Annotated in this window: 23 protein-coding genes; 3 read left to right on the top strand and 20 right to left on the bottom strand. The window is 65.9% G+C overall.

Annotation, left to right across the window (positions count from 1 at the left end):
• Positions 1-73 precede the first annotated feature (73 nt).
• From API01S_RS12710 to API01S_RS12700, 3 genes are all read right to left on the bottom strand, one after another.
• Complete coding sequence (locus API01S_RS12710) at positions 74-1,078, bottom strand: Bug family tripartite tricarboxylate transporter substrate binding protein (RefSeq protein WP_084802419.1); 1,005 nt, start codon at positions 1,076-1,078, stop codon at positions 74-76.
• Between the two features lie 148 nt (positions 1,079-1,226).
• On the bottom strand, positions 1,227-2,012 hold the full coding sequence (gene otnI / locus API01S_RS12705; protein ID WP_061304692.1) for a 2-oxo-tetronate isomerase: 786 nt from the start codon (positions 2,010-2,012) through the stop codon (positions 1,227-1,229).
• 128 nt (positions 2,013-2,140) lie between these two features.
• On the bottom strand, positions 2,141-4,156 hold the full coding sequence (locus tag API01S_RS12700) for a TonB-dependent receptor domain-containing protein (protein ID WP_156487123.1): 2,016 nt from the start codon (positions 4,154-4,156) through the stop codon (positions 2,141-2,143).
• A 329-nt stretch (positions 4,157-4,485) separates the two neighbouring features.
• Here API01S_RS12700 and API01S_RS12695 point away from each other — a divergent pair, with 329 nt between their 5' ends.
• Positions 4,486-4,968 carry a VOC family protein gene (locus API01S_RS12695; protein WP_006216096.1) on the top strand — a complete coding sequence of 161 codons (483 nt, stop codon included), beginning with the start codon at positions 4,486-4,488 and terminating at the stop codon, positions 4,966-4,968.
• Between the two features lie 78 nt (positions 4,969-5,046).
• Here API01S_RS12695 and API01S_RS12690 read toward each other — a convergent pair whose 3' ends face one another.
• The 9 genes from API01S_RS12690 to API01S_RS12650 all read right to left on the bottom strand — a co-directional run bounded on the left by API01S_RS12690 (position 5,047) and on the right by API01S_RS12650 (position 15,652).
• Positions 5,047-6,096 (bottom strand): ABC transporter substrate-binding protein, encoded by a 1,050-nt coding sequence (locus API01S_RS12690; RefSeq protein WP_061304691.1) that lies wholly within the window; start codon positions 6,094-6,096, stop codon positions 5,047-5,049.
• 92 nt (positions 6,097-6,188) lie between these two features.
• Entirely contained in the window at positions 6,189-7,166 is a 978-nt protein-coding gene (locus API01S_RS12685; protein ID WP_050728551.1) for a CobW family GTP-binding protein, read from the bottom strand.
• 1 nt (position 7,167) lies between these two features.
• Positions 7,168-8,826 (bottom strand): amidohydrolase family protein, encoded by a 1,659-nt coding sequence (locus tag API01S_RS12680; RefSeq protein ID WP_006216099.1) that lies wholly within the window; start codon positions 8,824-8,826, stop codon positions 7,168-7,170.
• 5 nt (positions 8,827-8,831) lie between these two features.
• Positions 8,832-10,079, bottom strand: coding sequence for a metal-dependent hydrolase family protein (locus API01S_RS12675; RefSeq protein ID WP_061304689.1), 1,248 nt, complete (start codon positions 10,077-10,079; stop codon positions 8,832-8,834).
• A 24-nt stretch (positions 10,080-10,103) separates the two neighbouring features.
• The gene (locus API01S_RS12670) at positions 10,104-10,985 is read right to left on the bottom strand and encodes an ABC transporter permease (RefSeq protein ID WP_006216103.1); all 882 of its coding nucleotides are present in this window, start codon (positions 10,983-10,985) and stop codon (positions 10,104-10,106) included.
• A gap of 8 nt (positions 10,986-10,993) precedes the next feature.
• A complete protein-coding gene (locus API01S_RS12665) occupies positions 10,994-12,040 on the bottom strand; it encodes an ABC transporter ATP-binding protein (protein WP_050728549.1) in 1,047 nt (348 codons plus the stop codon).
• 3 nt (positions 12,041-12,043) lie between these two features.
• Positions 12,044-12,907, bottom strand: a complete 864-nt coding sequence (locus API01S_RS12660; RefSeq protein ID WP_231689354.1) for an ABC transporter permease — start codon at positions 12,905-12,907, stop codon at positions 12,044-12,046.
• Between the two features lie 304 nt (positions 12,908-13,211).
• Complete coding sequence (locus tag API01S_RS12655; RefSeq protein WP_082305985.1) at positions 13,212-14,309, bottom strand: M14 family metallopeptidase; 1,098 nt, start codon at positions 14,307-14,309, stop codon at positions 13,212-13,214.
• Positions 14,306-15,652 (bottom strand): MFS transporter, encoded by a 1,347-nt coding sequence (locus tag API01S_RS12650; protein ID WP_050728546.1) that lies wholly within the window; start codon positions 15,650-15,652, stop codon positions 14,306-14,308. Before API01S_RS12650 ends, API01S_RS12655 begins: the two co-directional genes overlap by 4 nt.
• Positions 15,653-15,800: 148 nt before the next feature.
• Between API01S_RS12650 and API01S_RS12645 the strand changes: the two genes are divergently transcribed.
• Positions 15,801-16,697: a LysR substrate-binding domain-containing protein gene (locus tag API01S_RS12645; RefSeq protein WP_050728545.1), complete on the top strand. Its 897-nt coding sequence runs from the start codon at positions 15,801-15,803 to the stop codon at positions 16,695-16,697.
• Between the two features lie 84 nt (positions 16,698-16,781).
• The gene (locus API01S_RS12640) at positions 16,782-17,489 is read left to right on the top strand and encodes a FadR/GntR family transcriptional regulator (protein ID WP_050728544.1); all 708 of its coding nucleotides are present in this window, start codon (positions 16,782-16,784) and stop codon (positions 17,487-17,489) included.
• Here the strand turns inward: API01S_RS12640 and API01S_RS12635 are convergent.
• The 8 genes from API01S_RS12635 to API01S_RS12600 form a co-directional block, all read right to left on the bottom strand.
• A complete protein-coding gene (locus API01S_RS12635; RefSeq protein ID WP_231689365.1) occupies positions 17,470-18,819 on the bottom strand; it encodes an amino acid permease in 1,350 nt (449 codons plus the stop codon). The genes API01S_RS12640 and API01S_RS12635 overlap by 20 nt on opposite strands.
• An 88-nt stretch (positions 18,820-18,907) precedes the next feature.
• Positions 18,908-20,161, bottom strand: coding sequence for a 3-oxo-tetronate kinase (otnK, locus tag API01S_RS12630; protein WP_050728542.1), 1,254 nt, complete (start codon positions 20,159-20,161; stop codon positions 18,908-18,910).
• Positions 20,158-21,066, bottom strand: coding sequence for an L-threonate dehydrogenase (ltnD, locus tag API01S_RS12625; protein ID WP_050728541.1), 909 nt, complete (start codon positions 21,064-21,066; stop codon positions 20,158-20,160). Before ltnD ends, otnK begins: the two co-directional genes overlap by 4 nt.
• A gap of 45 nt (positions 21,067-21,111) precedes the next feature.
• Positions 21,112-22,098 carry a D-erythronate dehydrogenase gene (denD, locus tag API01S_RS12620; RefSeq protein ID WP_050728540.1) on the bottom strand — a complete coding sequence of 329 codons (987 nt, stop codon included), beginning with the start codon at positions 22,096-22,098 and terminating at the stop codon, positions 21,112-21,114.
• Positions 22,099-22,108: 10 nt separating this feature from the next.
• Positions 22,109-22,894 carry a 2-oxo-tetronate isomerase gene (otnI, locus tag API01S_RS12615; RefSeq protein WP_061304687.1) on the bottom strand — a complete coding sequence of 262 codons (786 nt, stop codon included), beginning with the start codon at positions 22,892-22,894 and terminating at the stop codon, positions 22,109-22,111.
• A 42-nt stretch (positions 22,895-22,936) separates the two neighbouring features.
• Positions 22,937-24,274 carry an MFS transporter gene (locus tag API01S_RS12610; RefSeq protein ID WP_050728538.1) on the bottom strand — a complete coding sequence of 446 codons (1,338 nt, stop codon included), beginning with the start codon at positions 24,272-24,274 and terminating at the stop codon, positions 22,937-22,939.
• Between the two features lie 74 nt (positions 24,275-24,348).
• A complete protein-coding gene (gene otnC / locus API01S_RS12605) occupies positions 24,349-24,987 on the bottom strand; it encodes a 3-oxo-tetronate 4-phosphate decarboxylase (protein ID WP_061304685.1) in 639 nt (212 codons plus the stop codon).
• Between the two features lie 215 nt (positions 24,988-25,202).
• The gene (locus tag API01S_RS12600; protein ID WP_050728537.1) at positions 25,203-26,432 is read right to left on the bottom strand and encodes an MFS transporter; all 1,230 of its coding nucleotides are present in this window, start codon (positions 26,430-26,432) and stop codon (positions 25,203-25,205) included.
• Between the last annotated feature and the right edge of the window lie 12 nt (positions 26,433-26,444).

Below are 26,444 nucleotides of genomic sequence, written 5' to 3'. Positions count from 1 at the left end.
CCGGGGCCGGGCCGCACACGCGGTGCTGCCCGGGTCAAAACGCGACGCCCATGCGTTGCCTCGGGCGCGGCGCTTATTCGGCCGAAATACCCTTGTGCCGGATCACCGCACCCCAGCGTTCGTTTTCCGCGCGCGCATAGTCCGCAAAAGCCTGCGGGGTGCTGCCCGTGGGTTCCATGCCCTGCAAGGTAAGTTGCTTGACCACATCGGGCAACTGCAACGCCGCGACGATGGCGCGGCTGAGTTTGTCGACGATGGGCGCGGGCGTGCCGGCCGGCGCCACCACGCCTTGCCAGGCGGCCGCCTCGAAAGTGTGCCCGCCCACTTCGGCAAAGGTCGGCACATCTGGCAGTTGCGCCGAACGCTGCGCGGCCGGCACGGCGATGGCGCGCAGCTTGCCGGCCTGGATCAAGGGCCGGGCGGCGGCCAGGTCGGCCATCATCATCGGCACCACGCCGGACGCGACGTCCTGCAAGGCGGGCGGCGTGCCCTTGTACGGAATCGCGGTGGCGCGCCCGCCGATGGATTCCAGGAACAGCTCCATCGCCAGATGGTGCGGGCTGCCCACGCCCAGCGACGCATAGCTGCCCGGCTGCTTGCCGCGCAGATAGTGCATGACGGCGGGCATGTCCGTCAGGTCGGAGGACGGCGAGGTCACCAGCACGATGGGCAGCGACACCAGCGTGGACACCGGCGTCAGGTTGCGCGCCGGGTCATAGGGCAGGTTCTTGTACAGCCAGGGGTTCAAGGCCAGTGTGCTCATGCCGGCCGTCATCAAGGTGTAGCCATCCGGCGCGGCGCGCGCGGTTTCCTGCGCGGCGACGATGGTGGCCGCGCCGGGCCGGTTTTCGACCACGACCGTCTGCCCCAGCGTTTCGCCCACATGCCGGGCGACGATGCGGGTGGCGATATCGCTGCCGCCGCCCGCGCTGAACGGCACCAGCCAGCGGATCGGATGATCGGGGAATTCCCCTGCCGAAGATAGCGCGGGCGCCATGGCCATCAGCAACCCGGCGCCCGTGAAGGTCAAGGTCAAGGCCAACGCGCGCCATGCGCGCGGCAAGAATCGTGTCGTCATGTCCTGGTCTCCTCGAACCCGTCCTGGTTATTTTTTATTAACATATTAACTATTTTTGGCACGACTGCAAGACGTGCGGTTCGGGTCATCCGTCATGCGGAAATCAGGCTCGGGAACAAATCGCAAAAGGGGCCTGGGTGCGTAACGCTCAGGCGCGCGCGGCATTGAGCCAGCGCAAGCCGGCCGAAGTATGCCCTGCCGGACGATATTCGCAACCGATCCAGCCGCTGTAGCGCAATTCGCGCAGCACGCCGAACACCCAGCCGTAGTCGAGTTCGCCACGATCCGGTTCGTGCCGCTGCGGCACGCCGGCGATCTGCAAATGGCCCACGCGGCCGGTCGGCAGGTACTCGTGCAGTTTGGCGGTGACGTCGCCTTCAACGATCTGGCAGTGGTAAAGGTCCATCTGCACTTTCAGGTTGGGCGCGTTCACAACCTGCACGATGGCGTGGGCCTCGTCCTGGCGGTTCAGGATATAGCCGGGAATGTCGCGCGTGTTGATGGGTTCGATCAGCAGCGTGACGCCCGCCGACCGCGCCTGGCGCGCAGCCCAATCCAGATTTTCGCGGTAGCAGTCCAGCAAGGATTCGCGCGCGACGCCTTCGGGCGCCAGGCCCGCCATGACGTGCACATTTGAGCAGGACAGCGTCGTCGCGTAGGCCAGGGCGTGTTCGATCCCCGCCTGGAATTCAGCCTGCCGCCCCGGCAACGCCGCCAGCCCGCGTTCGCCGCGCGCCGTGATGCCGGGCGGCGCATTGAACAGAACCTGCGACACGCCCGCCGCATCGATACGCTCGCGCACGAAGGCGGCCGGTTCCGAATAGGGAAACATGCATTCCACACCGGTAAAACCGTCCGCCGCAGCGGCGGCATAGCGATCCAGGAACGGATATTCCTGATACATCATCGACAGATTGGCGGCGAATTTCAGCATGGTGAAGGCTCCGTACCGGGCGGGAATCCCGGCAACTTAGCACACCGTCGGCCGCTATGCGCACGTCCATCGCAAGCCGGGCCGATCCGTCACGCAGGAGCACCGGATCGTCCCGCTCGCTCAGGGAATCAATACGTCATCCGCACGCCCAGCATCACGCTGCGACCCGGCAGCGGCGCCACCGACGAGATGAACGAAGCATGGTTGTACGCCAGCTTGTTCAAGAGGTTGGTGCCGCGCACGTAGACCTCGTAACCCGTCTCGCCGTACCGGCCCCGGTACGCCACCACCGCGTTCACCAGGTTGTAGCCCGGCGTGCTGTCTTCATACGACGCGATGTCCTTCTGCGAGAACACGCGCGCGTATTCCACGCCGCCCGACCACTGCTGCCACTTCACGTTGCCGCGCACGCCGGCGCGCGCTGCCGGGATGCGCGGCAGGTTGCCGTCGCCGCCCGTCAGCTTGCCGCGCACGTAGTCGCCGAAGACGGCGGCCGAGAACACGGGGGTGAACTGATGGCGCAGCTCGCCTTCCACGCCGGTGAATTCCGCGTCGCGCTGCGTGTATTCGATCAGCCGGAAATCCTCATAGCGGTCCAGCGTGTTGGCGTAGATGTAGTTCTTGACGCGGTTGTGGAACACGCTGGCGGAGAACGTGGTGTCGCCGGCGTGCTTGCGCAAGGTCAGGTCGATGTTGTGCGAGGTTTCGCGGCCCAGGTCCGCGTTGCCCAACTCATACGTATTGGTGGCCAGGTGAACGCCGTCGGCGTACAGCTCCTGCGCGTTGGGCAGGCGCTGCGAGCGCGACAGCGACAGCGCCACGGAATATTGCGGCGCGAAATCCCAGATGGCGGCCGCCGACAGCGACGTGCCCGACAGGCTGCTGCGTGACGCCCCGCCTTCGGGCGAGATGCGCTGCCAGTCCTGCCGAGCGCCCAATTCGAAACGCCAGTCGTTCAACTGGTATTCCTCAAGCACGAAGAGGCCATTCGAACGCGTGCGGCTGCGCGGCAGGAACGCTTCTTCGCCTTCCGCGCGGAAATCGCTATAGGCGTTCTGCATGCCGACCACGCCGCGCCAGCCGGCCACCGGCTTGTGCTGCAATTCCACCCGCAGGTCGTAGCCCTTGTTCTTGAAGCGCGTGCCGACTTCGCCGCCTTCGATCTCGTCGTGCTGATAGTCCGTCAGGCCGCCCCGCACACGGATTTTTTCAAAGCCGGCGAAGGGGTCCTGGTATTCGGCGCGCAGGTCCAGGCGATTGCTGCGCAACTTCACATACGGCACGCCGCCATGCTCGTGGTCATGGTCGTGGTCGTGGCCTTCCTCGTCATGGTCGTGGTCGTCGTGGCCGCCGCAGTGCAGGTGCGTGCCGTGCGGGTGGCAGCCTTCGTATTCGTGGTTGTGACCGGGCAACCCGTATTTGCTTTCCAGATGCGTGAACGCCAGGCCGACGTAACCGCGCGGGGTGATCCACGACATGCCGACCGAGCCCTGCGCGGACTCGCTGTACGAGCCTTCCAGCTTGCCGCCCGGCCAGTCGGGCACGTCGTAGTCGCTGGTGCGGCGCTTCATGCCTTCGACGCGCACGGCGAACTGGCCTTCGCCAGCCGTGATGCCGACCGCGCCGGAGCGCTCCTTGGTGCCGGTTGCGCCGCGCAATTCCGCTTCGGCTTCAACGCCCTTTTCCGGGACGGCGGTGGGCACCTTCTTGTCGACCACGTTGACCACGCCGCCGATCGCGCCGCCGCCATACAGCAGCGTGGCGGGGCCGCGCAGCACTTCGATGCGCTCGGCCAGCAGGGGTTCGACGGTTACGGCATGGTCGGGCGAGATGCTGGATGCGTCCATCACTTCGGAGCCGTCTGACAGCACCTTCACGCGCGGCGCGGTCTGGCCCCGGATCACGGGACGGCTTGCGCCGCCGCCGAACGTATCGCTGTTCACGCCGGGCAGGTTCTTCAGCGTTTCGCCCAGCGTGCCCGTGCGCTGTTCAATCAAGGCGTCGCCTTCCAGAACCGAGGCCGGCAGCGTGGTGCTGTTCAAGTCCAGGCCCAGCGGATTGGCCGACACGGTGATGGGCGCAAGCGTCTTGGCGCGGGTCGCGTCCGCATCGGTCTCGGCCTGCGCCACGGGCGCGATCAGCATCAGCGAGCAGACCAGCGGTTTCAGGCTTGCACGGCGCGCGGCCCGCACGTTGGCGACTGCTCTCTTTCCCTTCTTGAACCCCAGCTTCTTGCCTTTCATTTACATTCTCTCGGATGTTATATCATTACAAAATAGCGGACGAATGATATAACATTTCATCATTGGCGCAAGCGCTTTCCGCAAAAAGCGTGACATTTGAAACCGGGCTTTGACGAGGGGAATATGGCGCGGGCAAGCGCGTATCCTGACAAATTCGAAACCCGTTTACGCAATTTGCGCCGGTGGTTCGGGCGTCGGCGGCGGCGGGTAAATCCACGAGGAGACCCCCGATGATTCCCAAGAACACCATATGCCTCTGGTTCGACGGCACCGCGCTGGAAGCTGCGCAGTTCTACGCCAAGACGTTTCCCGACAGCTCGGTTGACGCCGTCCACGAGGCCCCGTCCGACTACCCCTCCGGCAAGGAAGGCGAAGTGCTGACCGTGCAGTTCACCGTGATGGGCATCCCCTGCCTGGGCCTGAACGGCGGCCCGGCGTTTTCGCACAATGAGTCTTTTTCATTCCAGGTCGCCACCGACGATCAGGAAGAAACCGATCGCCTGTGGAACGCCATCGTCCAGAACGGCGGCGCGGCAAGCGATTGCGGCTGGTGCAAGGACAAGTGGGGTCTGTCCTGGCAGATCACGCCACGCGTGTTGACCGAGGCGTACACGGGCGCGGACCGCGCCGCCGCCAAGCGCGTCTTCGAAGCCATGATGACGATGGGCAAGATCGACGTCGCCAGGATCGAGGCGGCGCGGCGCGGCGAATGAACGCAAACGGGGCCGGTCATGCCGGCCCCGCTCGCTTCAATCCCGATGCATCACATCCGATGCATCAACCCCGATGCATCAACCCGCCTTGAATTCCTTGTTCCAGAATTCCAGCATGTCGGCCTTGCCTTCGGTCAGGCCCTTCAGGTCATACGGACGCAACAGTTTCACTTCGGCGTCGGTGAAGCCCACGCGCTTGAGGTTCTCCGGCAGCGTCGCATTGGTAACCGTGGGCGCATAACCCATTTTCTCAGCGAAGCCGACCTGGCCCTGCGGGTCCAGCATCGCGTTCAGGTATTCCCACGCGGCGTCCTTGTTGCGGCTGTTCTTGGCCACGCCCGCTTCGAACGACACTGGCACCGAGCCTTCCTTCGGAATCACGAAGCCCAGCGGCAAGCCGCTGTCCTTCCATTGCAGCGCACGCGCCTTCCACATGCACGCAATCGCGATCTCGCCGGACTTGAACGCCGACGCCACGGCCTCGTTGGACGGATAGATGCGCGGCGCGTTGGACTTGAGCTTGGCCAGGAAGCGCTTGCCGCCATCGAAGGTCTTGGTGTCGCCGCCCGCGCCCAGGCCGACGAAGACCGAGTTGTACAGGTACAGGATGTCCGAAAAGCCCACCTGGCCTTTCCACTTCGGGTCCAGCAGCACTTCCAGAGAATCTGGCGGCGTGGGGAATTTTTCGGTGTTGTACACCAGGGTCATCGCGCTGAAGATATGCGGAATCGAATACGGCGTCTTCAACGCGGCGATGGCGTGCGCCAGATTGGGCAGCTTCTTGGCATCGATGGGTTCCAGCGTGCCGGAACGTTCCGCGTCATACATATCGACTTCGCCCAGCAGCGCAATGTCCATGCTGCCGCGCCGCGAATTCTTTTCCGCGCGCAGCTTGGTCACGCGGCCCACGGCGTTGCCGGTGTCGTACACCACCTTCACGCCCTGCTTCTCGACGATGGGGTTGATGATCTGCTGAAGCAGGTTCTGGTAATCGCCGCCCCAGGTGCCCACGACGATTTCTTTTTCGGCGGCGTGCGCCATGCCGGGCACCCAGCCCAACGCCGGGGCCAGGGCCAGGCCGGAGGCGGTCTTGATAAAGCCACGGCGACTCAGGTTTTTCTCTTGCATAACAACCTCGTATCGAAGGGGAACTGACGACTTGCTACGGTGCGGCGTCGCGGCCGGCTGTGCCCGTCCGCGCGTCGGGTAAGAAAGAACATTCAGGCCAGCATCTCTACCGGCGCGTCCGGCGCCAGCGCGCGTATCTGCGCCGCATCGATGTCGCGCGCGATGACAATGATCGCGTCGCGCGCATCGGGCTGGCGCGTCAGGCGCTGCGGCGCGCTGAACGTCGTGCCCACCGACTGGATCAGGATCGGCTCGGCGCATTCCGAGACGCGCACCACCGCCTTCACACGCAGCAGGCGCTCGCCGCACAAGCCGGCCAGGTTATCCAGCCATTCTGAAAAATCGGTCCAGCTGATGCCAGCTTTGGCGCGCGCCGCCATCACGCGGATGCGCGGGTGCGCGGCGCGTGTGGAATCGCTGGTCAGCATGCGCGCGGCCAGCCCGGCCAGATCGGCGACGCCTTGCGACGGCGAGAACGCGGCCTGCACGGCGCGGCTGCGCTCGGGTTCGGCAATGATCTCGGCCAAGGGATTCAACGCCGCCGCTCGCTCGGCGCGCGCTTGCCGATCAGCGGCGGGCAGCAGGTCGGTCTTGGTCAGCACGATGCGGTGCGCGGCGCCGAACTGCGCCATCGCCTCATCCATGTCGGCCAGCGCGTCGGGGTCGCGCGCGCAGTCATCGGTGCACACGACCGTCAGCCGCAGGCCCCGGCTGGCCAGCTCGGGGTCGGCCAGCGACGCGATGATGGGACCGGGCCGCGACAAGCCGCTGCATTCCAGGATCACGCGCTGCAACGGCCCTTCGCCTTCGGGGCGCGGCGCGTCCAGCAACGCGCTCAAGGTGTAGACCAGATCGCTACGCAACGAGCAGCAGACGCAGCCATTGGCCATCAACGTCATCGGCACGTTGTCGCTGTCGTTCGCCACGATGGCGCCATCGACGCCGACCTCGCCCGCCTCGTTGACGATGACGCCGGTGTCGCGCGAGGCCGGATCACGCAGGTAATCCACCAGCAGCGTCGTCTTGCCGCTACCCAGGAAGCCGCACAACAGGAACAGGTCGACAGCCATCTCAGGACGCCTCGTCCGCGCTGTCGCACGGAGAACCGGCCGGCGAACCGCCAAAGGGCGGGCGTTCGCCGTCGGGGTCTTCCGCCCAGCTGTCCTTGACCATCTTGCGCACGTCGGCCAGCAATTCGGCGGTGTCGTACACCACGCCCGACTTGATGGTCGTGCGCAGGCAGCGCTGCCATTGCACCTTGGCCGTCTCATCGTTCAGGCGCATGGCGCCGGTGCCGAACAGCAGCTTGAAATCGGTCAGCGGGTTCTGATCGTGGATCAGCAGGTCGGCGCGCTTTTGCACGTCGATGGAACCGGTGTCATCGTCGATGCCCAGCAAGGCGGCGCTTTGCGAGGTGGCGGCGCGCAGCACTTCGATGGGATGAAAGCCGGCTTCCTGCAACAGCTCAAGTTCACGCACGAAACCGAAACCGTAGATCTGGAAGATGAAGCCCGAATCGCTGCCGGCGCACACGCGGCCGCCCAGGTTCTTGTATTCGTTGATGAACTGCATCCACAGCCGGTAGTTCTGCTTCCATTCGATCTCGTTGGTGGTGCTCCAGCGATACCAGTAAGCGCCGTGGCCGCCGCGCTGCGGTTGAAAATACTTCCACACCGCCTTCCACGTGTACTCGTCGTGCCAATCGGCGCGGCGCGCCCGCATCAGGTCGCGGTTGGCGTCGTAGATGTTGAAGGTGGGCACGAAGGTGTGGCCCAGTTCCAGGAATTCATCCATGACCTGGCGCCACTTGGCCGAGCCCGGTTGCGCTGCCTGCATGAAGGTCTGGCCGGCCACGGCGAAGCGATAGTATTCGTCGCTATAGTTGTAGTCGGTCGGGAAGGACTGCACCACGCGGTCTTCGAACAGCGCTTCGGGCAAGCCGTAATAGTGTTCGGAACTGGTCAGGCCCCAGCGCGCGGACTTGAGCGCATTCACGCGGGTGACGGCCATCTGCGCGTGGTGGCAGCCCGAGCGCAGGCCCAGCTGCGCCGCTTCGTCCAGCGCCGCTTCCATGATGGCGGGCGGCGCGCCGAAGAACTTGATGCCATCGGCGCCCCGCGCGGCCAGCTTGCGCACCCATTCGCGGCCCTGTTCGGGCGTGTGGATGGTCTTGACGCGGTCGTTCACGGCGGGAAACACCGAATGCACCACCATGCGCGGCGCAGCGATCTTGTTGGCGGCGGACAGCTCGCGCTGCTCCATCGTCCAACCCAGCCCGCCCATCGCACCCATCTCCCGCACGGTGGTCACGCCGTGCGCCAGCCACAGCTTGTAGATGTAGTCGGCCGGCGGCACGATGCCGCTCATGGCGTGATACGGCGTGCCGATATGCGCGTGCGCATCCACGAAGCCGGGCGTGACGAACTTGCCGTGGCAATCGATTTCGTGATCGCCCGGGCCGGGCCGGCGCTTCGGGTCGATGGCCTTGTGCGGCGTGCCCACGTTGACCAGCGCGGTGATGCGCTCGTTCTCGATGACGATGTCGACCGGACCCCAGGGCGGCGCGCCGGTGCCATCGATGATGGTCGCGCCGCGCAGGATCAGTCGGGGAAACGGGCCCAGGCCCCGGTCGCGCGAGGCGGGCGCCGACGGCGGATGCCAGCCCTTGGCGGCGTTGACGTCGCGGGATTCCTCACCGACTTCCGATTGCGAAAACGTGGGATCGCTCATGGTGTTCAGGCTCCCAGGCCGTTATGTTCGATCACGCCGCCCTTCATGATGAGCGCCAGGTGCTCGCCCTGCCCCAACAGACACGACAGATCGCGATACGGATTGCCATCGACCAGCAGCACGTCCGCCAATGCGCCCGCCTGGATGCGGCCAAGCTGGCCGACCTGGTTCAGCACTTCGGCCGCCGTGGTGGTGGCGCACTGGATCACTTCCTGCGCGGACAGGACTTCATTGCGGATGCGGAATTCATCGCTTTGCAGGCGCTGCGACGGCCCCAGCAGATCCGAGCCGTAGCCGATCTTCACGCCTGCCTTCTTGTAGATCTCAAGCGAGTGCAGGCCAGCCGTGCGCACGGTAGCGATCTTGGCGACGGAATCGGCGGGCAGGCCGTAGTCGGCGCCTTCATTGGCCAGCGCTTCGTAGGTCACCAGCGTGGGCACCACGAAGGCGCCCTTCTCGGCCATGAAACGCGCCACGCGCTCGTCGACCAGGTTGCCGTGTTCAATCGTGCGCACGCCATTGCGCACAGCGCGTTCGATGGCGTCGGCGGTGTAGGAATGCGCCATGACGTAGGTCTGGCGGCTGGCGGCTTCCTCGACGATGACTCGGATCTCTTCTTCCGAATAGCCGTAGGACGCTATGGGATCGGTGGGCGATGCGACGCCGCCCGAGGCCATCATCTTGATCTGGTCCGCGCCCATCTGCAATTCCTGGCGCACCGCCTTGCGCACGTCGTCGATGCCATCGGCTACACGGCCGATGTCGCCTGCGCGGAAGCAGCAACCGCAAAAGCTCATCGGGCGCAGATGGTCGGAACGCGGACGTGGATCGCCGTGCCCGCCCGTCTGGCTGATGGCGCGGCCCGAGATGAACAGACGCGGCCCCTTGACCGTGCCTTCGTTGACCGCGCACTTCAAGCCCCACCCTGCCCCGCCCGCGTCGCGCACGGTAGTAAAGCCCCGGCGCAGCATCGCCGCCATGATCGGCACCGCGCGCATCATCACCAGCGCATCGGGCAGCACGCCCTGCGTGCTCAGGTTCAGCTGCGTGGCCAGCACATGCACGTGCAGGTCGATCAGGCCGGGCATCAGCGTGCGGCCGGCGGCATCGATCACCTGCGCCGATGCGCTGGTGATCGGCTTGTCGGACACTTCCTTGATGACGCCGTCCTCGACCAGCACGTGATGCCCTTCCAGCAGGTCGGCCTGCAAGGGATCAAGCAGATTCGCGTTCTTGAACAATACGGATGCCATGGGGTTTCCTTGTTGTGGCTCGGCTCAAGACGCCATGGTCTTGATGTAGCGCCGATGGATCAGCCAGTTCGAAATCAATGCGATGACCAGCGTGCCGCAGACCAGAATGACGGCCAGCGCCGCGCCGAACGGCCAGTTCGAGGCGCGCGTGATCTGGTCATACAGTGCGGGCGCCATCATCGTCAGGCCGGAGCCGCCCAGCAGCACCGGCGTGGCGTAGGCGTTCATGCAAAGAATGAAAACCAGCATCGTGCCCGCCGCCACGCCCGGCGCGGCAATCGGCAGCACGATGCGGCGAAACGTCGTGAAGAAGTTGGCGCCCACGTTGCGCGCGGCCTCTTCCACCGACAAGTCCATGCCTTCCAGCACGCTTTGCAGCGTCAGGATCAGGTACGGCATGACGACGGCCGTGGTGCCGATGACCACCGCCGTGGGCGTGTACATCAGCGTGATGGGCCGGTCGACCAGGCCCAGCCCCTGCAACACGGCGTTCACCACGCCCGCGTTGCCCAGCGCCACCATCCAGCCCGCCGCGCGCACCACGTTGCCCACCATCAGCGGGAACACCAGCAGGATCACGAACAGGCTCTTGTAGCGGCTTTGCGTGCGCGCCAGGAAATATGCCACCGGAAAACCCAGCACCAGCGCCAGCACGGTGCACAGCGCCGCGATGCCCAGCGTCGTGAAGAAGATGTCGCGGTAGTAGGGGTCGCCGAAGAACTTGGCGTAGTTCTCGAAAGTGAAGGCGGTCTGCATCAGCTCCGCCGGATCGAAATGATTGAAGCTGTAGCGCGCCAGTTGCAGGATGGGAACCAGGATGATCACCAGCACCACCAGGGATGCGGGAAAGGCCAGTCCAGGCCCCAGCCAGCGGCTGGGCCGCCCGTCTACGGTTGCGGTCGTCATGGCGGCTCCTATTGCGTGAAGGCCACGCAGTCTTCGGGCTCGAAACACGCATAGACGCGCGCGCCGGGCGCCGGCTGCGCGCGGCCTGCGCCGCCATTGACGATCTGGCTGATCATGCGGTTGCCGCCTTCCAGCTGCACGCGCACTTCCAGCACCGAGCCCAGGTACAGCGACGACTCCACCACGCCCGCCAGGGCGTTGCCGCCCGAGGGCTGTTCGGCCAAGCGCACGCGCTCGGGCCGCACGCCCACGTGCGTCGCGCCCGAGCCGCCCGGCGTGGCGATGCGTTGCCCCGCATCGGTATGAAACTGGTTGTCGGCCTGGCCCTTGCCCGTGAACACGTTCATCTTGCCCAGGAAGTCGGCCACGAACAGATTGGCCGGGCGCTCGTACAGCGTGGACGGCGCGCCCACTTGCTGCACGATGCCGTCATGCATGATGGCCATGCGGTCGGCGATGGCCAGCGCCTCTTCCTGGTCGTGAGTAACGAACACGGTGGTCAGGCCCAGCCGTTGCTGCAAGGAACGGATCTCTTCGCGCACTTCCAGACGCAGCTTGGCGTCCAGATTGGACAAGGGCTCGTCCAGCAGGAACACCTTGGGTTCGATAGCCAGCGCGCGGGCAATCGCCACGCGTTGCTGCTGCCCGCCCGACAGTTGGCGCGGATACCGGTCGCGCAGTTCGGTCATGCGCACCATGTCCAGCACGCGGCGGATCTTGGCGTCGCGCTCGGACTTGGGCACCTTGTGCATTTCCAGGCCGAAGGCCACGTTCTCGGCCACGGTCATGTGCGGGAACAGCGCATAGCGCTGGAACACCATGCCGGTATCGCGCTTATGCACCGGCAGCCGCGTGACATCGGTGTCGCCGATGCGGATGCGCCCGGATGTCGGCGTGATGAAGCCGGCGATCATGCGCAGCGTCGTGGTCTTGCCGCAACCGCTGGGGCCCAGGAACGTGACGAGTTCGCCTTCGGCGATCTCCAGGGAAAAATCGGATACCGCCACCGCCGCGCCAAACTGCTTGCGGATATTTTCGATTGAGACCTTCGCCATTTCTTACACCACCTGACTGAGTTTCACATAGCGGTCGGTCACAAGCATGATGATTCCCAACAGCAAGATTTGCACCGATGCCACCGCAGCGATGGTCGGGTCCAGATTGAATTCCAGGTATTGCATGATCGCGATCGGCAGCGTGGTGCGGCCCGGGCCCACCAGCGACAGCGACAGCTCCAGGTTTTCAAACGACACCACGAAGCTGAACAGCGCCGCCGCCACGATGGACGGGCGCAGCATCGGCAGCGTCACGCGCATGAATGCCCGCGGCGCGCTGGCGCCCAGGTTGCGCGCGGCCTCTTCGATGGAGCTGTCCAGGCCGGCCATGCCGGCCGTGACCAGGCGCACCGTCCAGGGGATCGTCAGGCAGACGTGCGCGATGACCAGCCCGCCGAAGGTGCCAATGATGTCCTGGTCCAGCATCTCTTCGGCGCGCAGATAGAACAGATAGATACCCACGCCCGCGACGATGCCGGGTATCAGCAGCGGCGACAGCAGCAACGTGTTGACGCCCTTGCTGCCACGGAAGCGATAGCGCGAGATGCCCACGGCCGCCAGCACGCCCATGACGACGCCGATGGCGGCAGCCACCAGCGACACCTGCAAGCTGAACAGAAAGCCATTGGCGAACGCAGGGTTCTGCCAGGCCTTCACGTACCAGGAGAGCGTGTAGCCGGACGGGGGGAAGTAGAGAATGGCGTCCTTGAAGAAACTCAGCCAGACCACCAGCACGATGGGGCAGAGCATGAACGCATACATCAGAACGACGAAAACCCGGTGCAGCCACGTTGCCCACGGGATCACGCGTATCGGCTGGACCCGCGTGGCCGTGACGGCCGAGTTCAATGGAGGCGCGCTATGCAAATCCTGTTTCCTTGTCAGCGAGTGCCGGCTCGGTTCAAAACTCCTCCGCTTGGAACTCTTCGGTTCTCTCGGTTAACCGAAGCATATCGACGGGTTGCTGCGCGGTTCAACTAGGGATTACCCAACCAGGCGCGATTTCTGCGGGTAATTCCGGACGCCGTTTTCGCGCGCAGGTGCAACCGTCACCAGTCTCTGGCGACGGCGGGTGCAACCCGAGGTTTCAACAGGTTTGAGGTGGCAAGGGGTCGGAGCGGGCTTCGCGTGTTGAAGACGGGGCCACGCGGACGCCGTCGCCCGCGCAGCGTCAGCGCGCCGCTTGCAACCCGCAGAGGGCTTGCAGCACCGCGACGCGGCTTTGGCCCAGCACCATCCCGTGCCAGTCATACGCGTGGCAATAGAACGCGTCCTGCGTGGCGTTGCGGATGTCGCGGCGCAGCGCCGCCGGGGCGTCCGGGTTGGCGCGCAGCCAGTTGCTGCCGCGCAGTGCCAGCACGATGTCGTCGAACGGCACGGTGCCGTATTCCAGCGCCATCAAGGTCGGCGAAGACCGCGGGCACGCCTGATAGATCAAGCCGGCCAGATGGCCCGTGATGTCCACGGACGCCGAGGTCCCCTGGAACGGCACGGCGATGTCCAGGCCCCACCACTGGCGGGCCCGCGCCACTTCGGCTTCATCGCGGCGGCCGGCGTAGATTTTCTCGCCATGGCCGCGCGGCCCCAGGCCGGTGTGCACGTCGATCCAGCCGATGTGCGCGAAAGGACTGGCGTGCGTTTGCAGGATGGTGCGCAGGTTGACGAGCGACGCGGCGGGCGCGGCGCCGCCATAGAACAGCCCGTCGGGGTGCGTGTACTGGCCCCGCGACACGGCTTGCGCAAACGCGGCATGGCCGTGTTCCGCCACGTAGCGCGCCAGATCGCGCTGGTTGTCTTCGCTGGGCGGCCATTGCTCGGGCAACAGCAAGGAATGCAGCGCGCCGTAGCCCGGGTTGGACGGCAGCGGCGTGCCGTCAAAGGGCTGCGCGTTGCGGTTCAGGTCTACGTTGCCTTCGTCAGTACGCGCGATCCATGAATAGCCGTAGGGATTCACCGCATGCACCAGCAGCAAGGCAACGCCCGCCTGGCGCGCGCGTTGCAGCATGGCCGCATCGTCCATCAGTGAAAACTGGCAGCCCGCGCCGCAAAAGCCTTCGACGCCATGCGTGGCGGAAGTCATGATCAACAGGCGCTCGGCATCGGGCTGGCCGATCAGCGCGATGTCGGTCGCCAAGGCCTCGCCCTCGCTGCCCAACGCCTCGATGGGGTAGGACGCCACCCTCGCACCCAGGCGCGCGGCATCGGCTTGGAATCGTTCGCGCGACTCGGCGTAACTGCGGGGAAAGTAGCTCGTACTGCTGGGCATCATGCCTCCTGAGTGTCGATTGCATTGCCGGTGCGGTCCTGAATCCAGAACAACACCACGGTGGAAAGCGTCACGGTCACCATCAGGTACCAGGCGGGCGCCATGGGGTTGCCGGTGACATGCAGCAGCCAGGTCACGAAGAACTGCGCGAAGCCGCCAAAGACCGAGATGCCCAGACCATACACGACCGACATGCCGGTGGTGCGCACGGCCTTGGGAAACAGCTCGGGCAGCATCGTGATGACCGGCGCGGTCTGCAAGGCCAGCAGCACGGCCAGCAGCGCAATCACCGTCATCAGCCGCGCCGTGCTGGGCGCGGACACCAGCCATTCGAAGCAAGGCAGCAAGGCGCACACCGTGGCCGCGCGCGACCAGAAGATGACCCTCTTGCGCCCGACCCGGTCGGCCAACATGCCGACGAACGGCGCGAGCACGAAGCCGATAGCGCCCAGCACCACGCTGGCAAACAGCGTGGACGTGGCGGGCAGGCCCAATTCCTTGTTGGCATACGCGGGCATGTAGAAGCCGATGATCTGCGCGCAGACCATGCCGCCGATCACCAGCAGGATGCCCTTGACGACCAGCGCCTTGTGCTCGGCGAAGACGCGGCGCAGCGGCTGGTGTGTCGACGCAGGGCCCGACGACCCGGCATGGACGCCTTGGCCTGCGCGCGGCGGTTCCAGCGTCTCTTCCAGGTTGCGGCGGATATACGCGCCCACGGGCACGGTCAGGATGCCGATGACGAAAGGCACGCGCCACCCCCACGCCTGCATCTGCTCTTTGGTCAGCGCGGCGGTCAGCAGCGCCACCGTCAGCGCCCCGAGCATCACGCCCAGCGACTGGCTGCCGAACTGCCAGCTGGAATAAAAGCCGCGCTTGTCCGCGGGTGCGTGTTCGACCAGCAAGGTGGTGGACGCGCCGACCTCGCCGCCCGCCGCGAAGCCTTGTATCAAGCGCGCCAGCACCATCAGCACCGGGCCCGCCACGCCCATTTGCGCGTAGGTGGGCGCGGCGGCGATCAGCGCGCAGCCCAGGCCCATCAGCCACAGCGTCAGCGTCATGGCGGCGCGGCGGCCATGACGATCTGCGTAGGAACCGATCAGCATGCCGCCCACCGGCCGCATCAGGAACCCCACGCCGAAGGTGGCCGTGGTCAACAACAACTGGCCGTAGCTGGAGGCGGCCGGAAAGAACAGCGGCCCGATGATCAGCATCAGGAACGTGAAGACCGTGAAGTCGAAGAACTCCAGCGCGTTGCCGATGGTGGTGCCGGCGATGACGCGGCGGCGCATCGACGATGAATGCAGGCTCTGCCGGCCCGAGCCGGCGGCGATGGCGATAGACATTGTTTTCCCCTTGATGTCCGTGCCGGGGCGGTGGTCGGTGATTCCCGACGCTTGGCCTGCCCCGTCCGCGTGAATATACGGATGGCGCGAGATAAGCAAAAGACAGTATTTTTGTTCCAGTGAAAACTTTTTCTTATATCCCTGCCCCATGAACCTGCGTCAACTTCGCGCTTTTGTCCTGATCGCCGAACACGGGAGCATCCGCGCGGCGGCGCGCGCCCTGTTCGTCACGCAGCCCGCCGCCACGCGCAGCCTGCGCGAACTGGAACAAAGCGTGGGCGCGGAACTGGTGCGCCGCAGCGCACGCGGCATCGAACTGACCTCCTACGGCGATGCGCTGTACAAGCGCGCCGTCGTCATCCTGCAAGAAGCCCGCCGCGCGCACGAAGAAATCGGGCAGATGCGCGATGGCGAAGGCGGCACCTTGAACCTGGCGGTCAGCTCTGCCGCGTTGACCGTGCTGCCCGCCGCGCTGGCGGCGTTTCGCGCACGCATGCCCCGGGTGGCCGTGGCCTTCAACGAAGTGGCGCCGCCGTTCAGCCACGAACAACTGGAATCGGGCCGCTACGACTTCCTGGTGCAAACGGAATACGACGGCGACATCGACGATGGCTTTGCCCGCACCACGCTGTTCACCCTGCCGCTGGCGGTCGGCGCGCGCGCGGGCCATCCGTTGCGCCACGCGTGTTCGCTGGCCGAGCTGCACGACGCGCTGTGGCTGCTGCCCGGCAACATCCAGGCGCCCACCAATCTGTTGAGCCTGGCGTTCGCGGCGCACCAGTTGCCCGCCCCGCGCGATGTGATCCCGTGCCAGTCCATCGCCGTGGCGCTGGCCATCATCGCGGACAGCGACGCGCTGGGCATCTTCGTACGCAATCTGTTCGAACACCGGCTGTTGCCGCGTGGCCTGCGCAGAGTGGCGCTGGCGCATGAGCTGCCGGCCGCGCGCGTGTCCATCCTGACCCGCGCCGACTCGCCGCCCACGCCCGCCGCGCGCTGTTTCATCGACTGCCTGCGCGATGCGCACGCCGGCCCCGCGATATAGCCGCGGTCGACCGGTTATCATTGGCGCCGGGCCCGGCCGAGGCCTGGATTCCGGCTTGCCGTCCCCTTCCTGCGTTCAATATCCATGGTGTTCCCCCGTCTTCCTTCCCAGCCCACGCTGACCGACACGGTCGCCAAACGCCTGCTCGCCGAGATCGACGACGGCCGCGTGCTGCCGGGCGAAAAGCTGCCGACCGAAGCGGCGCTGGCCGAGCAGTTCGGCGTCAGCCGCACCGTGATCCGCGAAGCGGTGTCGCGCCTGCGGCAGGATGGCATCGTCGAGGCGCGGCAAGGCAGCGGCGTCTACGTCACCGGTTTGACCGGCAATCGGGCGCTGCGCATCGACGCCACCGAACTCACCTCGCTGGACGCGGTGCTGCACGTGGTGGACCTGCGTCGCGCGCTGGAAACCGAGATCGCCGCGCAGGCGGCGGCGGTGCGGAAGAAACGCGACATGGTGGAAATCGATCAGGCCCTGGCCGCCATTTCAGAATCGGTCGCGGCCGGTGGTGACGGCGTCAAGGAAGACGTGGCGTTTCATCGCAGCATCGCGCGCGCCACGGGCAACCCCTATTTCCTGACGACGCTGGCTTTCGTCAGCCAGTTCCTGGAAGCGGCCACGCGCGTCACGCGCGGCAACGAAGCGCGTCACGCCGACCTGATGCGCGACGTGCTGCAAGAGCACGTCGCCATCGTCGAGGCCATCCGCAAGCAGGACGTCGAAGGCGCGCGCGAAGCCGCCCGTATCCATATGGTGAACGCGGCCAAGCGACTCAGCCGGGCGCACCGCTGACCTGTAGCCGCCGACGGGACGTGCCAATGTCCCAGCGCTGCGCGGCCAGCCCCATCAGGATGATCACCCCCGCCAGCAGCGACGTGTACGCCACTTCGTTGCGGTACGTGCCTTCGACCACCATCGTGATCAGCGCGACAATGATGCACACGATGACCGCGTAGGTCAGCCACGGGAAGCACCACATCTTGAATTTCAGTTCGACGCCCTGCGCCTGTAGCCGGTAACGCATGCGCAGCTGCGACAGCGCGATGGCCAGATACACGAACAGCGCGATGGTGCCCGTGGCCTGCATCAACACGTCGTAAAGATCCATCTTGGACGTAGCCATCATCCACACGGCGACGAACGCAAACACGCTGGAGACCAGCACCCCGACATACGGCGTGCCGGTGCGGCGTCCGGTCACCTGCATGATGCGGTGCGCATCGCCGCGCGTGGACAGCGAATACAGCATGCGCGAGGCCGTGTAGAGCGCCGAGTTGAAGCAGCTGCACACCGAGGTCAGCACAATGAAATTCACGATGGCCTGCGCGTGCGGCACGCCCAAGCCCGCCAGCGCCACGTTGTAGCTGCCGTGCGTAGGCTGCGACAGCAAGGGGTCGTTGTACGGCACCAGGCAGACGATCAGGAAGATGGAACCTACGTAGAACAGGCAGATGCGCCACACCACCGAGCACGTCGTCTTGATGATTTCGCGGGCGGGGTCGGCCGACTCGGCGGCGGCCACCGTGACGATCTCCGCGCCGATGAAGGCGAACATCACGCCCAGCATCGCCACCACCACCGACTTGATGCCATTGGGCATGAAGCCCTGCGCGGTCAGTTGCGACACGCCACGCGCCTCGCCCCACGGCCACAGGTGCACCACGGCCAGGCTGCCGATGATGAGGAACGCGACGATCGCGATCACCTTGATGAGCGCGAACCAGAATTCAAATTCGCCATAGTTGCGCACGTTCATGAAGTTGACGACGATGAGCGCCACGGTGATGAACAGCGCATAGCCCCAATCCGGCACGACGGGGAACCAGCCGTGCAGGATCTGCCCCGCCACATAGGCTTCCCAGCCCATCAGCAAGGCCCAGAAGTACCAGTACAGCCAGCCGATGGTAAAGCCGGCCCAGCGGCCGATGGCGCGGTCGGCGTAGGTCGAGAACGAACCCGTATCGGGTTGCGCCACCGCCATTTCGCCCAGCATGCGCATGGCCAGGATGACCAGGATGCCGCCGCCCAGATAGGCCAGGATGACGGCCGGGCCGGCCAACGCGATCTGTTTGCCGGAGCCGACGAACAGCGCCGCCCCGATGACCCCGGCGATGGACATCATCGTCAGGTGGCGCGACTTCAAGCCGCCTTTGAGCGTGTTGTGTTGTGTGCTGGCCAATGCCTGTCTCCTGGTCTTGCGGCGATCCGCGTCAGCGAAACGCCTTGATGAAGAAATCGCGCGCGCCAAAGTTGCCGGACTTCAGCGCAATGCTGAGGTCGCGCCCCGCGACGGATGAATAGCCGGCGCACCATGGCACGCCGGGATCGATCTGCTGACCGATTTCAATCTGGGCAAGTCCCAGCGCCTGCACCACCGCGCCCGAGGTCTCGCCGCCCGCGACGATCAATTGGCCGACGCCGCGCTCGACCAGACCGACCGCGATGCGCGCGACGGCCGCTTCGATCATCGCGCCCGCCTCGGCCACGCCCAGCGCGCCCTGGGCCGCCTTGACCTGCTCCGGCGCGGCGGTGGAATAGATGAGCACGGGGCCGTCCTGCATGCGCGGCGCGGCCCATTCCAGCGCCTCGCCCACGACGTCTTCGCCCGCCGCCAGCCGCAGCGGATCCAGCGCCAGCGCGGGCCGGCCGCTCTCGACAAAAGCCGCCACCTGCGCCTGCGTGGCGGTGGAGCAACTGCCCGCCACCACAGCCTGCAAACCCGGCACGCGCGCACGCGGCGCGGCGCTGGATTCGGACAGCCCCCAATTGGCCGGCAAGCCGATCGCCACGCCGGAACCCGCCGTGACCAGCGGCATGCCACGCAGCGCGGCGCCCAGCGTCAACAGGTCTTCGTTCGACACGGCATCCACGATGGCGATCTCGACGCCGTCCTGCTGCAAGGCCTGGATCCGCGCGGCGATGGCGTCAACGCCTTGCGCAATCACGCTGTAGTCGATCAGCCCGACCTTGCGCGTGGTCTGCGCCTGCAACACGCGCACCAGATTCGGGTCGGTCATCGGCGTGAGCGGATGATGCTGCATGCCCGATTCGTTGAGCAGAACATCACCCGCGAACAGATAGCCCTTGAAGACGGTGCGCTTGTTGTCGGGAAACGCGGGAGTGGCGATGGTGAACGCGGTGTTCAACTGCGTCATCAGCGCATCGGTCACCGGCCCGATATTGCCCTCGGGCGTGCTGTCGAAGGTCGAGCAATACTTGAAATAGATCTGCTCTGCGCCCTGCTCACGCAGCCAGTGCAACGCAGCCAGCGATTGCGCCACGGCCTCGCACGCAGGCAGCGTGCGGGTCTTGAGCGCCACAACCACCGCGTCCGCATCGCCGCGCAGCGGCGCATCCGGCACGCCGATGGTCTGCACCGTGCGCATGCCGGCGCGCACCAGATTGTTTGCCAAGTCGGTGGCCCCCGTGAAGTCGTCGGCGATACAGCCCAGTTTGATGCTCATTTGGCCTCCGGCAATGTGATGCCCGGAAAAATCTTGATGACGGCGCTGTCGTCCTCGCGTCCATGTCCGGCGGTGGACGCCTGCATGAACATCTGATGCGCGGTCGAGGCCAGCGGCAGCGGGAACTTGCTGTGGCGGGCCGTATCCAGCACCAGCCCCAGATCCTTGACGAAGATGTCCACGGCGGACAGCGGCGTGTAGTCGGCCGCCAGCACGTGCGGCATGCGGTTCTCGAACATCCAGCTGTTGCCGGCGCTGTGCGTGATGACCTCGTACAGCGCGTCGGCGTCCACGCCTTCGCGCAGGCCCAGCGCCATGGCTTCGGCGGCGGCGGCGATATGCACGCCGGCCAGCAACTGGTTGATGATCTTGACCTTGCTGCCCGCGCCCGCGCGCTCGCCCAGGCGGTAGACCTTGCCCGCCATGGATTCCAGCACATCGCCGCAGACGGCGTACGCCGCCGCGCTGCCCGCCGTCATCATCGTCATCTGGCCGGCGGCGGCCTTGGCCGCGCCACCGGAGATCGGCGCGTCCAGGTACAGCACGTCCTGTTCGGCCAGGCGCGATTCCAGCGCGATGGACCAGTTGGGATCGACGGTGGAACACATCACGAACACCGCGCCCGCGCGCAGGTGCGGCGCGATGCCGCCTTCGCCATACAGCACGGATTCGGTCTGCTGGGCGTTGACGACAACGCTGATGACGATGTCGCAGGCGGCGCCCATGTCGGCCAGCGTGGCGCAGGCGACGCCGCCGTCAGCGGCGAACGCGGCCGTGGCGTCGGGGCGGATGTCGTAGACGTACACGGCGTGGCCGGCGCGTCGCAGGCTCTGCGCGATGCCCACGCCCATGGCGCCCAGGCCGATGACGCCAACGCGGCGGGAGGAAGATTGTGGATGGCTCATGGTGTCAGGGTCCGGGATATCGAAACAGGCGTCGAATGGAGTCGATCAGGCCGCGTTGGAACGCGGCATGTCGTCGGCCATGTAGGCGCGGATGGTGTCGGCAAAGCTGGCGTCGCCCTTCAAGCCCAGGCGCGCGGCGCGGGTGGTGTCCCATTGGCCGGGCCAACTGCCGACGATGCGTTCCACGCGCTCGTCGGGCCGCCACGTGATGCGGTCGGCAACGTCATCGCCCGCCACCTCGCGCAGCGCCTGCTCCATGTCGGACACCGTGACGGACACGCCAGGCAGGTTGATCGGCATGCGGTCCTCTACGGCGTCGGCTGGCAGTTCGCAACCGGCGATCAGGGCCTGGATGGCGCCGCGCGGCGACAACAGCCACAAGCGCGTGTCGGCGTTGACGGGGCAGACGGCGGGTTCGCCGTTCAAGGGTTCGCGGATGATGCCGCTGGCAAACGACGAGGCAGCGGCGTTGGGGCGGCCGGGACGCACGCTGATGGTGGGCAGGCGCAGCACGCGCCCGTCCACGAAGCCGCGTCGCGTGTAGTCGGCCAGCAGCAGCTCGGCAATCGCCTTCTGCGTGCCGTAGGACGATTGCGGATTCAAGGCCGTGTCATCGCGCACGGTGGCCGGCAGATCGCCGCCATACACCGCGACCGAGCTGGTGAAGACGACGCGCGGCCGGTGGCCCAGCGCGCGGCAAACGTCCAGCAAGGCGCGCGAAGCATCCAGGTTGATGCGCATGCCAAGGTCGAAATCGGCTTCGGCCTGTCCGCTGACGATGGCCGCCAGATGGAAGATGGCGCGTGTATCGGTGTCGATGGCCTGGCGCAGCACGGCGGGGTCGGCGATGTCGCCCACGCAGGATTGCACGCGCGGGTCGGTGAACGCGTCGGTCTTGACGACGTCCAGCAGATCGATGCGGGTGATGGCTTGCGGGCCGTTCGCATCCAGCGTGAGCGTGCCCTGCTCCAGCAGTTTGCGAGCCAGGCGCTGGCCGAGGAATCCGGCGCCGCCGGTGATCAGGATTTTCATGATGGGTCGCTCAGTGGTTGTGCAGGTAAGGCCGGGCCCAGCCCAGGCCCTCGCGGGTGCGGGCGCGCGGCCGGTATTCGCAGCCGATCCAGCCCGTGTAGCCCAGGGCATCGATGCGGTCGAACAGGTAGGGGTAGTTCAATTCGCCGACGTCGGGCTCGTGGCGCTCGGGCACGCCGGCGATCTGGATGTGGCCGATGCCGGCCATGTCGCGTTCGAGCTTGACGGCGATGTCGCCTTCGACGATCTGGCAGTGATAGCAATCGAACTGCACTTTCAGGTTCGGCGCGCCGACCTCGGCGCAGATGGCTTGCGCATCGTCCTGGCGGTTCAGGAAGAAGCCGGGAATGTCGCGCGTGTTGATGGGTTCGATCACCACGACGATATCGGCCGATGCCGCCTGGCGGGCCGCATGCGCGAGGTTCTTCAGATAGACCTCGCGGTGCGCGGCGCGGTCCTCGCCCGGCTGGATCAAGCCTGCCATGACGTGCAAGCTGCGATTGCCCAGCTGCGCGGCGTAGGCCAGCGCCTGATCCAGCCCGCGCTGGAATTCCTCTTCGCGGCCGGGCAAGGACGCAATGCCGCGCTCGCCCGCCGCCCAGTCGCCGGGCGGCGCATTGAACAGCGCCTGCGTCAGGCCGTTATCTCGCAGCCGCGCCGCAATGTCGGCAGCCGCGTAGTCATAGGGAAACAAGAACTCCACGCCCGTGAAGCCATCGCTGGCGGCGGCCTGGAAACGGTCCAGGAAGGCGTGCTCGGTGTACATCATGGTCAGGTTGGCGGCCAGGCGCGGCATGGCGACTCCTTCATTCAATAACGGTTGCGTCGGCGCGGCGCGTCAACGGTTGACCAGCCTGGCCGGCGTGAACCAGACCGCGATGGCGCCGATCACCAGCACCGCCGCCAGCACGTACATGCCGGAGGCGGTGGACTGCGTCAGGTCCTTCAGGTAGCCGATCATGTAGGGGCTCGCGAAGCCGGCAAGGTTGCCTACCGAGTTGACGATGGCAATGCCCGCCGCCGCCGCCGTGCCCGACAGGAACGCCGTGGGCAGCGACCAGAACAGCGGCGCGCAGGTCAGCACGCCAGCCGCTGCGATAGACAGGCAGATCAGCGAAATCACCGTGCTGTCCGCGAACGAGGCGGCGGCGGTAAAGCCCACCGCGCCCGCCAGCGCCGGCACGATCAGATGCCAGCGGCGTTCGCGCCGCTTGTCGGCCGAGTGGCCCAGCAGGTTCATGACGACAATCGCGCAGAGGAACGGAATTGCACTGAGCAGGCCGATATTGAAGGCGCCCGTCACGCCGGTGGACTTGATGAGCGTGGGCATCCAGAACGTCAGGCCATATTGGCCGGCGACAAACGCGAAGTAGATCAGGCACATCCACCACACGCGCGCGTCGGAGAACACGGCGCCAAGCGAGTGCTTTTGCGTGCCTGCCTGCTTCTGGTCCTGTTCGATCTCGCGCGTCAGCAGCTGCTTTTCATCGGGCGTCAGCCACTTGGCGCTGGCGATGCCGTTGTCCAGGTACATGATCGTCACCACGCCGATCAGCAGCGCGGGTATCGCTTCGATCAGGAACATCCATTGCCAGCCCTGCAATCCGTGCGTGCCATGGAAGGCCTCCATGATCCAGCCCGACAGGGGGTTGCCGAAGATGCCGGCCACGGGAATCGCGGACATGAACAGCGCGATGATCTTGGCGCGCCGGTGCGCGGGATACCAGTAGGTCAGGTACAGGATCACGCCGGGGTAGAAGCCTGCTTCGGCCAGCCCGAGCAGAAAGCGCAGGATGTAAAAGCCGGTGGGCGTCTCGACGAACATGAACATGCCGGACAGGATGCCCCACGTGATCATGATCCGCGCGATCCAGATGCGCGCGCCCAGGCGGTGCATCAGCAGATTGCTGGGCACTTCGAACAGGAAGTAGCCGATGAAGAACACGCCGGCGCCCAGGCCGAACACGGTTTCGCTGAAGCCCAGGTCCTGCGACATCTGCAACTTGGCGAAGCCGACGTTGACGCGGTCCAGGTAGGCGATGACATAGCACAGCATCAGAAACGGCACGAGGCGCCAAAACACTTTGGCGTAGGCGCGCGCCGTCTCGCGCGATTCGGGTTGCGGCGCGGCGTGGGCGGCCACGTTCGCGCCGGAGGTCAATTCCATCGGGGGCATGCAAAGTCTCCAGAAGGGGTGCGCCGCCCCGGTCCGCGCTTGCGCGGCCAGGCAGCTTTGTACGGCTGAGGGTTCTAGATGCGCGCGCCGAAGGTCACGCGCAGTTCTTCCAGCGCATCGGCGGACAGCGGCGCGGGGCGCGGCTGGCTCATCAGCCAAAGACGCGCGGTTTCTTCAAGCTCTTCCAGCGCATACGAGGCGTGCGCGACGGAACGCTCCCACATCACCGGGCCCAGTCTTTCGAAGAGCGCGCCGCGCACTTGCGAGGCCACGGCGGCGACCTCGGCGGCGGCTTGCGGATCGCCGGGGCGGCGATAAGGAATCAAGGGAATCCGGCCGACCTTCATGACCTGATACGGCGTGATGGGCGGCAGCACTTCGTCGGGCCGCCACACGCCGGCCAGCGTCAGCGCGACCAGGTGCGTGGAATGCGTGTGCACGATGCCGCGCGATTCGGGGCTGGCGCGGTAGATGCCCTGATGCAGCACGAGCGTCTTGGACGGCTTGGCGCCCGACACCCAGTTGCCGTCCAGATCGACCTTGGCCAGTTCGGCGGGGTCCAGCCGCCCCAGGCAGGCGTCGGTGGGCGTGATCAACCAGCCATCATCGAGCCGGGCGCTGATGTTGCCCGCCGCCCCGACCGTATAGCCACGCTGGTAGAGGCTGGCCCCGACGATGCAGATTTCTTCGCGGACGCGCGATTCTTCGGTCATGCGTAACACCCGGCAAGGCGGGGGTCGAGGTGGGCGATGGCAATGGAAAAGAGGATCGGACGGGCCGGCATGATGCTTGTCTCTTGAGTTCAAGTTATCGGGTCATCATACAAATTTAGGCTGCGTCGCCATATCGGGTAAACCCTGGCCGCAACAAAAAAGGCCTGGGCGCTTGGCCCAGGCCTTCTCTCGCATCCGCACCGCAAGCGGCGCGCTCAGTCCAGCACGCGTCCCTTCGTTTCCGGCAGCAGCAGCGCCGTCACGATCACCACCGCGTACGCGCCCGTGGCGAATGCGCCGATGGCCCAACCCAGGCCGTGCGTCTGGCTCAGAAAGCCGACCAGGCTGGGAAACAGGGCGCCAATGCCGCGCCCGAAGTTGTAGGCAAAACCCTGGCCGGACGCCCGCACTCCCGACGGGAAGAGTTCGGTGAGATAGGCGCCGATACCGCTGAAAATGCCAGAGGCGGCAAAGCCAAGCGGAAAGCCCAGGAACAGCATCTGATGATCGGTCAGCGGCAGTTGCGTGTAGGCATAGACGCTGATGGTGGACAGCACCGAGAAGATCAGCAGATTGGCGCGCCGGCCCAGGCGGTCGGCCAGATAAGCGCCCGCGATGTAGCCGCAGAACGACCCGAAGATGATGACCATCAGGTAGCCGCCCGTGTTCAGCACCGACAGGTTGCGTTCGAGTTTCAGGTAGGTCGGCAACCACGTCGTGATGGCGTAGTAGCCGCCCTGCACGCCCGTGCACAGGATGGCGGTGATGACCGTGGTCTTGATGAGCGCCGGCGAGAAGATCGTCCAGAACGAAGCACGCGCTTCACCGGCCTGCACCTTGGCCTGCGCGCGCTGGAACACTTCGGGTTCGGGCACGTTCTTGCGGATGTACAGCACCAGGAACGCGGGCAGCACGCCTATCCAGAACAGGCTGCGCCACGCCCAATCGGACGGCAGCACCGAAAAGGCGATCGTGTACAGGATCGCCGCCGCGCCCCAACCCACCGCCCAACCGCTTTGCACGGTGCCGACCGCCTTGCCGCGATGTTCGGCCCGCACGATCTCGCCCATCAGCACCGAGCCCACGGCCCATTCGCCGCCAAAGCCCAGCCCTTGCAGCGCGCGCAGCACGAACAGTTGCTCGAAGCTCTGCGCGAAGCCGATGGCCACTGTGCACGCCGAAAACCAAAGAATCGTGTATTGCAGTACGCGCACGCGGCCGTAGCGGTCGGCCAGGATGCCGGCCAGCCAACCGCCGATGGCGGAGAACAGCAGCGTCACGGTGCCCAGCATGCCCGCCTGGCCCTTGTCGATGCCCCACAACGTCATCAGCGTGGCGATCACGAAGGTGAACACCATGAAGTCCAGCGCGTCGATGGCCCAGCCGCCGAACGCCGCGATGAAGGTGCGCCGTTCGGTCTTGTTCAGCTCTCTATACCATTGCATGGCTTGTCTCTC

Origin of the sequence: Achromobacter piechaudii NBRC 102461 (assembly GCF_001571245.1) — a bacterium.
Lineage (GTDB): Bacteria > Pseudomonadota > Gammaproteobacteria > Burkholderiales > Burkholderiaceae_B > Achromobacter > Achromobacter piechaudii.
Note: the sequence above shows the minus strand (reverse complement) of the source record. Positions and strands in the feature narration are given on the sequence as shown.